Source organism: Paenibacillus aquistagni (assembly GCF_900177815.1).
Classification (GTDB): domain Bacteria; phylum Bacillota; class Bacilli; order Paenibacillales; family Paenibacillaceae; genus Paenibacillus_B; species Paenibacillus_B aquistagni.
The window spans coordinates 539317-551673 of record NZ_FXAZ01000002.1; the positions used below are offsets into that span (position 1 = coordinate 539317).

9 protein-coding genes are annotated in these 12357 nt (G+C 49.5%); 3 read left to right on the forward strand and 6 right to left on the reverse strand.

Going from position 1 to position 12357, the window contains the following annotated elements; genetic code table 11:
• Positions 1–154 precede the first annotated feature (154 nt).
• From B9Y93_RS11175 to B9Y93_RS11185, 3 genes are read right to left on the reverse strand one after another with little or no spacing between them, the layout of a single operon-like run.
• Positions 155–1528 carry a response regulator transcription factor gene (locus B9Y93_RS11175; protein WP_085494479.1) on the reverse strand — a complete coding sequence of 458 codons (1374 nt, stop codon included), beginning with the start codon at positions 1526–1528 and terminating at the stop codon, positions 155–157.
• On the reverse strand, positions 1503–2966 hold the full coding sequence (locus B9Y93_RS11180) for a sensor histidine kinase (RefSeq protein ID WP_244903371.1): 1464 nt from the start codon (positions 2964–2966) through the stop codon (positions 1503–1505). Before B9Y93_RS11180 ends, B9Y93_RS11175 begins: the two co-directional genes overlap by 26 nt.
• Positions 2963–3931 (reverse strand): sugar-binding protein, encoded by a 969-nt coding sequence (locus tag B9Y93_RS11185; RefSeq protein WP_085494480.1) that lies wholly within the window; start codon positions 3929–3931, stop codon positions 2963–2965. Before B9Y93_RS11185 ends, B9Y93_RS11180 begins: the two co-directional genes overlap by 4 nt.
• Before the next feature lie 418 nt (positions 3932–4349).
• On the opposite strand from B9Y93_RS11185, the gene B9Y93_RS11190 reads away from it, so the two are divergent.
• The gene (locus B9Y93_RS11190; protein ID WP_085494481.1) at positions 4350–5534 is read left to right on the forward strand and encodes an alpha/beta hydrolase; all 1185 of its coding nucleotides are present in this window, start codon (positions 4350–4352) and stop codon (positions 5532–5534) included.
• Between the two features lie 231 nt (positions 5535–5765).
• Here the strand turns inward: B9Y93_RS11190 and uvrA are convergent, their stop codons facing one another.
• A complete protein-coding gene (uvrA, locus tag B9Y93_RS11195) occupies positions 5766–8276 on the reverse strand; it encodes an excinuclease ABC subunit UvrA (protein ID WP_085494482.1) in 2511 nt (836 codons plus the stop codon).
• 262 nt (positions 8277–8538) lie between these two features.
• Between uvrA and B9Y93_RS11200 the strand changes: the two genes are divergently transcribed.
• The gene (locus B9Y93_RS11200; protein WP_085494483.1) at positions 8539–9261 is read left to right on the forward strand and encodes a MerR family transcriptional regulator; all 723 of its coding nucleotides are present in this window, start codon (positions 8539–8541) and stop codon (positions 9259–9261) included.
• A 90-nt stretch (positions 9262–9351) separates the two neighbouring features.
• Here B9Y93_RS11200 and B9Y93_RS11205 read toward each other — a convergent pair whose 3' ends face one another.
• Together B9Y93_RS11205 and B9Y93_RS11210 are read right to left on the reverse strand one after the other, a co-directional pair.
• Positions 9352–10113: a hypothetical protein gene (locus tag B9Y93_RS11205; protein WP_085494484.1), complete on the reverse strand. Its 762-nt coding sequence runs from the start codon at positions 10111–10113 to the stop codon at positions 9352–9354.
• 251 nt (positions 10114–10364) lie between these two features.
• Positions 10365–11027: an HD domain-containing protein gene (locus B9Y93_RS11210; RefSeq protein ID WP_085494485.1), complete on the reverse strand. Its 663-nt coding sequence runs from the start codon at positions 11025–11027 to the stop codon at positions 10365–10367.
• Positions 11028–11369: 342 nt separating this feature from the next.
• Here B9Y93_RS11210 and B9Y93_RS11215 point away from each other — a divergent pair, with 342 nt between their 5' ends.
• Positions 11370–11837, forward strand: a complete 468-nt coding sequence (locus tag B9Y93_RS11215; protein WP_085494486.1) for an ArpU family phage packaging/lysis transcriptional regulator — start codon at positions 11370–11372, stop codon at positions 11835–11837.
• The last annotated feature ends 520 nt before the right edge of the window (positions 11838–12357 follow it).

The window sequence follows — 12357 nt, forward strand, 5'->3', positions numbered from 1 at the left end:
CTTGCATGACAGCGGTATCCTTCACTTCCTTGCGCATCATCAGCATAATATCGTTCCCATGCGAATGCGTTTCCAAACATTGCCCGCAAACTAGCATAATCTTGTTATTAAGCACAAAAAAGTCCATGCCTAAGGTTATAGACATGGACGATATTCAGCGAGTGCGGTATTCTGTTGGCGTGACGCCTGTAACCTTTTTGAACACTCGGCTAAAATAATTCGGGTCCTTGTATCCGATCATATAGCAGACTTCCTTAAGGCTGAACTGCCCTTCCAGAATAAGCGCCTTCGCTTTATCAATTCGAAGCCTTGTGACATAATCAATGAAGGTCTCGCCAGTCTGCTGCTTGAATACTTTGCTGAAATAATGCGGGTTAAGATGTACCTGCTCCGCCACCTCTTCAAGAGACAGTTCCTCCTGATAGCGTTCTTGAATATAGGCAGCCGCGCGCTCCACCACATTGTAGGTGTGCTGCTCACGTTCCTCGCGTATGCGCTTGATTGCAAGCTCGACATAAGATCGTTCGGAAGCAGCCTTATCGCTCACCCGCTCCGCCTGCTGCTTGTATTCCTCCTGTGCAGGATGCTGCAAATCCTTGAACACACAAAGGCGGCCCCAACTACTCGGATAAGTGGATGCGAAGACAGCCTCGTCATAGGATCGGCGCATGCCCTTAAGCTGCGTTTGAATAGACCCTATTCCAATCGATGCTTGAATGGCGCAACGCTGCTCCAATGGCTTCAGGAGCGCTGTCCCAAGCTCACGAAGTTCCTGCAGCAGAACATCCTCTTCCATTCCTTCTCTTGCAAATAGAAAGATCACGATATGCTCATGCAGCAGCGGGCTTGCGATCCATCTGTATCGATCTTTGATCTGCTCACTAAGCAGCCCTCTTACAGTATCAGCAATCGGCTTCCTTCGATCCTCTGCTGCCTGCGGCGAATTCGAAGCGTCCGCTTGCTTCAAAGCAATGACAAGCGCAAGCCCTTGCTGCCATGACAGCTCCAACAGCTCTGCCAGTCGTTGTGCCTCAACCTCGCGCCCATGAGTGCGATCTGACATAAAGGCCAAGGCCAGCTCCGTTTCAGCTAGTGGAAGCAGCTGCAAATATTTTTCTCGAATCGCAAGCTGTTCGCCGCGGCTCGCCCGCTCTTCCTTGATCTCATCCAATAGACGCTGAAGCACCGTTACGATGCGCTCGCGCTTAGCGGGCTTAACCAGATATTCTTTTACGCCTAAGGATAGGGCTTGCTGAGCATAATCAAAGTACTCATAAGCAGTGACAAGCACCATTTTCACGGTAGGATTATGCGCTTTAATCTCCTTTAAGGCATCCAACCCCTGAATGCCCGGCATCTGGACATCCATCATCACGATGTGCGGCCGATGCTCGTCAGCCTTCTGGATCGCCTCGCGTCCGTTGCTTGCATGAATAATGTGGAAGGTCTCAGGCATCATTCTCGTAATGATCCACTCAAGCCCCTCCCTTTCCAAAGCCTCATCATCCGCGATCAGCAATCGGTACATGCAGCTCCTCCTTTCCATTAAGCGGTATTCGAATCATGACCTTCGTTCCAACCCCAAGCTCGCTATGAATATCTACAAGATGCTGCTCCTCATAAAAAAGCTCCAGCCTTCGGAACACATTGTATGTGCCAAGACCTGTAGACTGCCCGCCTTGTCGCGCTTGAGGCGCACCAGCATCCGTTCGAAGTAGCGCTTGGCGCGTCTCTTCGCTCATTCCGCCTCCGTTATCCTCTATCGTGATGAGGACAACCTGCTCCAGCCGTTCAATGGACAGCGTCACCATCGCCCCTGCTTCCATTCCTTCGATGCCATGCACAAAGACATTTTCCAATATCGGCTGCAGCGTAAGCACCGGCACAAGCACATCTAGCGCTGCTTCATCGATATGCATCACAAATTGGATGCGATCGCGAAATCTCGCCTGCTGGAGGGTAAAATATTCCTTAGCCTGCTCGACTTCGTCTCTTAACCGAACCGGCTGATCCAGCTTGCGGAGGTTGTACCGCAGCAGATTGGACATCGACACCGTCAGATCGCTCGTTCGTTCTGCGCCTTCAAGCAGAGCAAGCTTGGAGAGCACATTCAAGGAATTAAACAGAAAATGCGGATTCATCTGATTCTGCAGAGCGCGCAGCTCCAATTCCTTCAACTGGCGATCCTTCTCCAGACTTGCCTTGTCCCGCTCCATCAGATGCTGAAGATCCGTCTGCATGCGCGAAAAGGCTTCTGACAATGCAGAGAACTCATGATGGCTGGGAAAGGCTGGCGTCTTCGTCTGCAAATTCCCCTGTGAGATGGAGCGGGCCGTCCGTATGAGCGCTTGGATCGGCTTCGATATGCCAAGCGAGATCCAATAGGCGACCACCACGCTGATCAGCGTGTTCACCACGAAAATGATCGCTCCTGTGCGGTACATCGCTTCCGTATGGACAAAGATTTGCCGATAGAACGGCTGATAATAACGGAGCTCCGCATCAATCAGCTGATGCCCTTCATCTCGAATGAAGCCTGCTGTCGCTTCAAGCTCCTCCACGAGCGGCACATACTTCAGCGTATTCGGTTCTGTTCTTGCCGCAAGTACTGCAGCTTCCTGCTCTGCGAAGGTGTCGAGCAGATGCCGATAATTGCGTACAAATCCCTCAGCAGCGGGACTGCTTGGCTGAGCCGCCAAAGACGCCCTCAGCTGCTTCATCGTTGACCGTTCATGCAGGTAAGCTTCATGTGAAGCATCGCTTTGGTCCAACAAATCATAATTCAGAGCACGCAGATTGATGTCGATCTGAGCCGCAATTTCCTTATACAGCAATATCCGATCAAGCATGACATTGTAGCTCTGCTGAACCGTCTTCCCGCTCTGGAATATAAAAAAGGACACACTGTTGCTCAAGATGAGCAGCAGCGGAATAAAAATGATGAGTTTGGTGCGCAGCTTCATCATGGCAGGATGACCTGCGTACTCGTAAATGCTGTTGCAGGAAACGGCTTGTCTTCAAAAATTTGTTGAAGCACTGCGACCGCTGTGGCGCCGATCTCGCGAGGCTGCTGCACAAGCGAAGCAGCAATCTTGCCCTCCGCAATCGCTCGCTTCGTTGCCTCAACATCATCAAAACCAAATACACGGACCTCACGATGCTCGCTCTGCAGCGCTTCCACCACACCAACGGCATCCCAAGCACTGAACCCGATCATCGCCGTTAGATCTGGATGCGTGCGCAGCATCTCCTGCGCCTGTCTCGCCGCTTCTATTCGCGAGATATTCGATGAGCGCACGTCCACGACCTCATAATTCGGATGCTCCGCCATAACCGACTCAAAGCCCTCCAGCCTGAGCTTCTGGTTATAAGCCTGTTCACTGCCAATGATGACACCAATCTTCCCTTCAAGCTCAGCATGACTGAGCACGAGTTCTCCCATTCGCTTGCCTGCCTCAAGATTATCCGTTCCGACATAAGCCAGACGGCGGCTGCTCGGCGCGTCGGAATCCACCGTTACTACAGGTATTCCCTGATCCATTGCCTTGCTGACAAGCTCATTGTATGTCGGATCATTCATGCCCTGCGCAAGAATCGCATCCGGCTTGGAAGCAATCGCCTTTTCCAGCAGCTTCAGCTGCTCCTCCGCATTGATGCGGATCGGTCCAACATATTGAATCTCCATATTCGATAGAGCAGCCCTTTGCTTCGCTCCCTCTTCAATCATTCTCCAGAACGGATTATCCAGCTCCTGCGCGATAAGCACCACATTCTTCATCGATTCGCTCTGCTTATCTTCGGGGTTTGTTCGCGCTCCCATCTCATCAACCAATCGACTAACCGCCAAGGATGATGAAAGGAAGGGATACAAAGCAAGGCCGAATACACTCAACAGCACAACAAGACCGATAACCCACTTTTGTTTAGACATGAATCCCTTGATGTCCTTTCACGAAATGTATAGAAGTCATTATACTCATCTCCATGCCAAATGAAAAATGAAGCCTTTCACATGACAACACGATTGGTACAACATTCTTCGTATATAGGTATTCCCAAATACGAGGGCCTATTTCATCACGGGCTCGCCCAGATTAAGTGAACCACATCAAGCCAGTACCGTTCTTCACGCTCAACCGCAATTCCTGCTTCGTGAAGCATCAGCTCATACGAATCCGCGCTAAAAATGTTCCTTATTAAAGGCCATAAATTGGAATTCTAGTATTTCTTGAAATCATTGCCTCTTCAGCGGGATGATTTGATAGAGTGAACGGTCTACTTTATAATCTAGATAGGATAGAGAAAGCTAGATTCTGGAGAGAACAGATAAAGATTGGAAGGATGCTGTCTTGAAAAAGTTCTTCATCATCGTGATCTTCGTCGGATTGTTATTTGTCACCATCGTGTTTGGATTTAAAAAATACGGTCTTTATGTCATGTCCAATAAAATTAATACGATTGTCCTGTCCAAGGAGGGCAACGATTTTAAGCGCAAACTGCTGCCAAAAGCGGAGACCGGCTTTGCAACACCAGAGGATGGCAAGGATTACCGCATTTTCAACCATAATCAAGCTTGGTTCGAGCAGCAGATCACAGAAGGACGAGTCGAACGCTGGACGCAGCGCACCTCCGAAACCTACTATATAGGCAAAGGGTCCTCTGCTAAAGCGATGACCCACCCGATTACTTTAAACGCCTACTTTTTAAAAAATACAACGGAAACGAACAAAACGGTAATCATCGCGCATGGATTTGGTCTTAGCGGGGACAAATATGGCGCTTGGGGCAAGATGTATTACGACCTTGGCTATAATGTTCTTCTGCCAGATGCCAGAGCGCATGGCAAGAGCGAAGGGAATTACATCTCGTTTGGACTGCAGGAGAAGGATGATTATACAAATAAGCAAGGCTGGATTGAGCAGGTCATCGAGAAGATCGGACCGGACTCTGAGATTTATCTGCATGGCGGATCGATGGGGGCCGCTACGATGATGATGGTAGCAGGCGAAGCTGTGCCTGCGAATGTGAAGCTCTTGATTGAGGACTGCGGCTATGCGGATCTCAACATCCCTTTTCGCCATCTCAAAGGCACCATTCTATCGAAGCTGGAAGGACAAAACGGAGCCTACAAGTTCAAGCGCAACCTAGCTGGACTGAATCTCAATGTTCCCATTGATGAACAAGATATCAACTATTTGTTTGATCGCTTCCTCCATGTCTTTAATGAGCGGTATGAGCTTGCCGAGAATGACCGTGATGTGCTGGCTTCCGTATCAGCTGTCCAAGCGATGAACACAACGGCACTGCCTGTGTTGTTTATTCATGGACAGTCGGATGCGCTAGTGCCCTTTAAGGAAACGACCGAGACTCTTATCAACAGCAAGCAAAGCAACCGCAACAACGCTCGCTATGAGGAGTATTTCCCGGCTAATGCCAACCATGGCGCCGCTATTAAGGTCGATTATGAGACGTACAAAAGCAAGATTCAAGCGTTCATTGCCCATCACACGCAGTTGATCGGTGAACAACAGTGATTCAGATAAACCTGTCAGCCTGTTAATCTGCTGCCCTTATTAAGACATTTCTTTGGCGATATACTTATAGATTCTGTGCCAGATCGAAACATAGAGAGCTCTACGGAAAAATGTAAATAAAAAGACCTAAGAAACATAAGAGAACGTTTTGTTAAAAAAGAAAGAGGGACAGTCATCGGACTGTCCCCTTTCTATTTATATGGCGTATTGCCTTTAGCTGCTCCTCCTTCATTAGCTTAGCGCAGCCTTCAAGAACCGACCCGTATGCGACTCCTGACGTTCTGCCACCTGCTCAGGCGTCCCCATCGCTATCAGCTGTCCGCCCGCTTCGCCGCCTTCTGGCCCCAGATCCACAACCCAGTCGGACTCGCGAACCAGATCCATATTGTGCTCGACAAGAATAACGGTATTGTCCGCATCCACCAGCTTCTGCAGCAGCACAAGCAAGCGTGCGGCATCCTTCGGATGGAGTCCGGTTGAAGGCTCATCCAGCAAATACAGCGTATGCTTCTTCGTCCGCTTGCTGAGCTCCTTCGCAAGCTTAAGACGCTGGCCTTCACCGCCTGAGAGCGTTCGAACCGACTGTCCCCAGTTCAGATAGCCAAGGCCAACCTCGCACAGCAGCTCGATCATGCTGGCCATCTTTTTTTCCGAAGCGAAGACTTCCAGGCTTTCCTCAATGGACAGGTCCAAGAGATCAGAGATCGAATAGCCCTGATACGTAACCGCCAAGACCTCCTCTTTGAAGCGGCGTCCATGGCATACCGTACAGGTGACCTCCATGTCCGGGAGGAAGTTCATATCGAGAGTAACGACGCCAAGCCCCTGACAGTTCTCGCAGCGCCCGCCAGCCGTGTTGAAGGAGAAATGCTTCGAGGTAAGCTTCTGCTTCTTGGCTTCCGGCTGACCTGCAAAGAGGTTGCGCAGCTGAGTGAATACATCGGTGTATGTCGCCACATTCGAGCGCTGCATGCGTCCAATCGGAGATTGGTCAGCCAAGATCAGCTCTTCAATATGCTCCAAGCCTTCGATTCGATCACACCCCGGACGCTTCGCGTGCTCGATGCCGCCTTCAGCCAGCAGATCGAACATCAGCGTCGATTTGCCGGAGCCCGATACCCCAGTAACCGAGGACAGCGCGCCCAAGGGGAAGCTGACATCGATATTCCGCAGATTACGAAGATGTGCATTGTGAATGGTTAGCGCTTGACCATTCCCTTTCCTTCGCTTGCGTGGAGGAACCGACTGTTCTTCCTCTCTCAGATAAGCTCCAGTGACGGATGCTGGAGTAGCCTTCAACTCCTCCAGGGTACCTTCGCCAACAATCATGCCGCCCCGGCTTCCCGCCTCAGGGCCCATATCGATGATATGATCAGCAGCACGCATCATTTCTGGATCATGCTCAATTACGAGTACCGTATTGCCTAGGTCCCGAAGCTGCTTCAGCACAAGAATAAGTCCCTCGGTATCCTTTGGATGGAGGCCCCTCGACGGCTCGTCCAATACGTACAGCACACCCGTTAACCCAGAGCCGAGCAGTGTCGCAAGTCTTAAGCGCTGGGCTTCGCCTCCGGATAAGGTAATCGTCTGCCGGTCCAAGCTCAGATAGCTCAGTCCGACATTCACGATGCGCTCGATGCGGCTCGGCAGATCCTCCATGACCGGCTGCAGCAGCATGCGTTCCTGCTCATTCAGCTGGCTTGCAAGCTTCGTCATCCACTCATGAACATCCGAGAGCGACCAACTGGACAAGTTTGCAATAGAGGCTCCATACACCTGAACGGACCGGCTTTCCTCGTTCAGCCGCTTGCCTTGACACGTCTTACAGGTTTGCTGGGTAAAAAAAGTGCCCGAATGACCGTAGGAAGCGCCTGCCGCATCCCCATCCTTCTCCTTGAATCTTCGCCACATGCCCGTAAGGATGCCCTCGAACTTCCCCTTGGAGACGGTCTTTGGAGGCTGAACATCTGGATAGTGACGGGAGAATTCCTCACTTTCTGCGCCGTAGTACAGCATATCTCTCGCTGCAACCGTATACTTTTCAAGCGGAAGATCGAGATCAAATTCGAAGCCATAATACGTTCCCGCTGCTGCCAGCACATTCCCATAATACTCGATCAGGCCTTCGTTCAAGAATACAACGCCGCCTTCACGAAAGCTCTTGTCTTGGTCAAACACAGCTTCTGCATTCAAGCTTGCCACTTCACCCAATCCCGCACAGTGCGCACAGGCCCCTTCAGGCGTATTGAAGGAAAAGTGACGCATTGTAAGCTTCGAGAGTGAAGTGCGGCATGAAGGACAGGATACCGTTCCTTCCCGTTCTTCCTCCTCATTCATCCCCTGATCAACGCCTATCTCTGCCGCCTGCTCCACCATCTCACCACAAGTTGGACAAGGACGCTTCCCGATTCGCGAGTACACATATCTTAAGAAGGAATGAATATCCGTGAGCGTTCCTACTGTGGAGCGCGGATTGCGATTGGTAACATGCTGGCCCACACTGATCGACGGAGAAAGACCGGTAATAGAGTCCACCTTTGGCTTCGTGAATGAGTCGGTAATCATCCCCATCGACTCCATGTACTGCCGCTGGCACTCCTTCTGCAAGGTCTCCATGGCTAATGTGGATTTTCCTGAGCCAGATGGGCCGGTCAGCACAACCAGCTTGTGTTTGGGAATCTCAAGCGTAATATTCTTCAGGTTATGCTCTCTTGCTCCTTTGATCCTAATGCTCTCAAACAAGGCTATCCCTCCTTAAAATGGTGTTGCGGAAGTCTAAAGCGAGAAATGTGCGTAGAGTGTCACGATATGAAGCAGTGGCTGGAGTGAAGCGGTCATCCCTCATAGACCATGTTCGCAACTTTATCGAATTAGAACCCTATCATACTACATTCATGCAAGTCTTAAGGTTTATCCTTTATTACCCTTTGTTTACAAGCATTCTATTGACTAAACCTTCAATAGGATCATAATGTTTATACACAATCTTTTTCAGGAGGGAGTCATGAATAAAATTCGCCCGATTGATATTGCAGCTCGGCTTGGCATCAGTACAGAGACGCTGAGGAACTATGAGGCACACGGACTCGTCCCCCCTATTGAGCGGGGAGCAAACGGGTATCGTATATATACCGAAGAGCATGTTTATTATTTTGAATGCATCTGGTGGATGTCACAGGGCTTTGGCATGAAGTTTACAGCTGAAGTCATGCCATATATTCATCGCGGAGAGGTCGACGCCGTTCTATGGCGGATTCATGCGGTGCAAGCAGAACTGCATCAGGACAAGCTCATGACGGACCGAACGCTCTCGATGCTGGAGAATCAAGCGTTGGAGCATTTGCCTTCTCATCGCGCGCGCACCTGGATGACCATTGGCGAAGTCTCGCACGAGACGGGCGTCCCGGCCTCGGCTATTCGTTACTGGGAAAAGCAAGGCTTGCTCAGCCTTAATCGCGAGGAGAATAATCAATACCGCAAGTTTAACGCCGTTCATGTGCGGCAGATCCTTCTTATTCGCACTTTGCGCCTGTCGGTATGGTCATTGGAGGTGATCAAAGAGGTGCTGAGCGAGTTCGATCATCAGCATGTTGATCAAGTGAAGCAGGCTGCGCAGATTTCCCTGAAGCATCTGAATGAGCGAAGCCAAGCCCAGTTCCGCGGGGTCCACGCGCTCTATCAGCTGTGCCAATATTTGAACCTCGTCGTGGCTTCAGCCCAACACTAACAGCCCCTCAATCTCACCATGAGGGGCTCTGCACAATTTTTCTCACCTATTAGAATTAGCGCACCGTATTGCAATACGGGACATCGCCTATTAGAAATACGTATATCCGAAGTCATGGCTATAGGTAAACGCTTCGCCTTCGGTGATCTCCACAATCTCTAGAACATGCTTCTTCGTCATTAAATGCCGCTTCAGATTCTCGCTCGTCTCCGCCGCAAACAGCTCGTCAATAGCGTTCTTGGTCTCATCCTCCATCGTAAGATCGCTCATCGTCTTCTCGGATCGTATGATGCATAGATACGTTCCTTCAGGAATGTTATCTAGAATATAATTGCCGTAGCCGTCCGCCTTGGCTGAATAGATGCCTTGCTTCTCTAGTGAGTCGGTTGAAGCCAAAGTCAGTCCAAATATCTTATCATCATATTTCTGCTTAGGCTTCCACTTGATCAACGCCACCCGAGCCCCAACATCCGGCTTCGTGCCAACATCATCGTTGTACTGCCAGGTGACGACACCCTTCATCGATCCAGTGCCTGTCTGTCGTGCATTCGAAGAAGTCAAAGAGGACGGAGGCTTGGCATCTGAGCCCGCATTCTTATCAGAAGTCCGGCTCTCATCTTGTCCCTTCTGATCCACTGGCGATGTGGATGTGCTGTCATGCTGCGTACCGCCGTCCTTCGTTGTATTCCCTTTAGAAGCTTCTGGAGAAGAAGAGGAAGCCGGTTTTTCGATCACCGTCACTTGCTGCTCGGTCAGCACCTCTCCCTTCTTCACTTCAATAATCATCGTTATTAAAAGCACGTCCAATAAGACCAAGGTCAAAATGACCATGCCATAGAGTACCTTTTTCATCGTTACTGCGTTCTCCCTGTTCGTCGATTGGATAGTAAGATTGACCTATGCATGATCTCTATACTATCACCAATTATATGAACAGAGAATCACAAGTCTATGAAAAAATAGTCGTATTTTCACGAAATGTATCAAAAAGGCGAAAAGAGAGGCACCATTTACGCATTCTAAATAAAAATCGGAATTCGCATCTCCGTTTTCTCCACTTCAATTTTTAATAGATCGTACTACCCTTGTGATTAAGGATCGTCCTACCGTTCTCCTTCCCACTCATGCATAAACTGCTCCAGATAACGTTCCATATACCGATGGCGTTCCTCTCCTATGCGCTTCGCAGCATTCGTATTCAGCTTATCCTTTAGCTTCAGGAGCTTCTCATAGAAATGGTTGATGGCTGTGCTCTTCTCCTCCCGATACTGCTCCAGTGTCATTGATTCTCGTATCGGCATCGCAGGATCATGGATCAAGTGCCCCTTCCAGCCAGCGTATAAGAAGGTACGTGCAATCGCAATAGCGCCAATGGCATCAAGTCGATCTGCATCCTGAACCACTTGACCTTCCAATGAACGCATCGGCGGGTTCTTGCCTGCTGCATAGGACATCGTCGAGATAATCTCCATTATATGCTGTTGTTCCTTTGCAGCAAGCGGCTGCTCTTGAAGCCATGCGCTGACCTTGGCAAGGCCGGCTTCCTTCGATTCGTTCAGCTTCTCATCCGCTACATCATGCAGCAGAGCAGCGATTCTGCACAGCACAACATCCGCGCCTTCCTCCATGGCCAAGCGCTCAGCCATCTTGCTTACCCGCTGCACATGCCACCAGTCATGTCCGCTCAGATCATGCTCAAGTTTCTGCTTGGCAAACGCTTCCGCAGCATCTGCGACTGCGTTCCTTTGCTGCTCCATTGCATTCATTTGGCTCTCCTCCTATGCGTTTCTTCTTGCTTCGATATCCATTCATTCGCTTGAATATAGCTAGATTATAGTTGTTCTATTATAAAACTCAAGTGACGCATCGTGGCGTCAAATTTGTGAACTTCCCTGCTGCCATGCGTTCTGCATCTAGTTATCCCTCTTGGAACTCGCCTATTGATTTCTTGACGAAAATACCATTATCTTTCGATGCCGCTTAAACGGCATGTGAGAATTTTACGATTATTCTAAATATGAGAACATTTGTTCCTATTTTGTGGTATAATGAATTTACCTGCCACGGTGTTCCATAGTTCAGATGGAAATGAAGGAGGACATGCAGCAATGTCGATGGACTTTTTGAAGACACCTGATATGAACAAGTTAAATTCCAAAGCGGTGAAGGCTCAGATCGAGGAAGTCTTCTCCAAGTATAGAATGTGCAAGGTGATGAAGTTCGCCGTAAGAGAGGCAAGGATCACCCCGAATTACGAGGCAAGGGAGAACGGTGCAACGAATCGGGTTGGTGATCCGACCGCACAAGTTGCGGTTTACAATACGGATAAAGCCAATGAGTGCCTGCAGTTCTGTGCCCTCATTGAATCCATTGTGAATGAGCTTGAGGTGGATGAACAGCTGTTGATTCGCGAACGGTATATGAAGTCAGCTCGCATGACCGATACCAAGGTATACAGCTTCAGCTTCGATCCCCCGATCAGTGCAGTGACCTACGGACAAATCCGCAAGCGTGCATTTGAGAAGCTGCTTCATGCGTTTCAATTCGCGTTTCCTAAGCCGCGTCAGGACCAATAATGCTAATGACTTAAATCCCATTGTTTATGGCCAGCGCCTGTCCTATTCACTCTACCCATCCATATGAGCAGAAGGACAGGCATGCAGCAATTCTAGCTGCCAGCCTACTTTATCTTTTCCCTCGCATATGAACTTAAGATCTAATCAAGGTGCGGCGGTAGAAGTGAAGTAACCTTTGCCAACCTGAAACCAATACGAATATCGCCCCGAACATGAGGGTATCCTCTCTATCCAAGCATCTCCAAACAAACAACTGCATGCATATAAAAATGCACCCATCGATGGATGAGTGCATTCTTTGTTGGGCCTATATTCTCTTGTCAGCCCGTTCCTATCTATATTTATTGCATCTATTGAACCATATATCCCCTGGCACTCTGATTCTAACACCAATCTGCCATATGAGCAAAGCCAAAATGGCCTCACATCAACAGCTGCAGCGTCAACTTGTTTCTTGAGTGGCATTCTCAGCCAGCAGGGCTTAGAAATGAGCCCATGCAACTTACAACTCAAGCCCTGC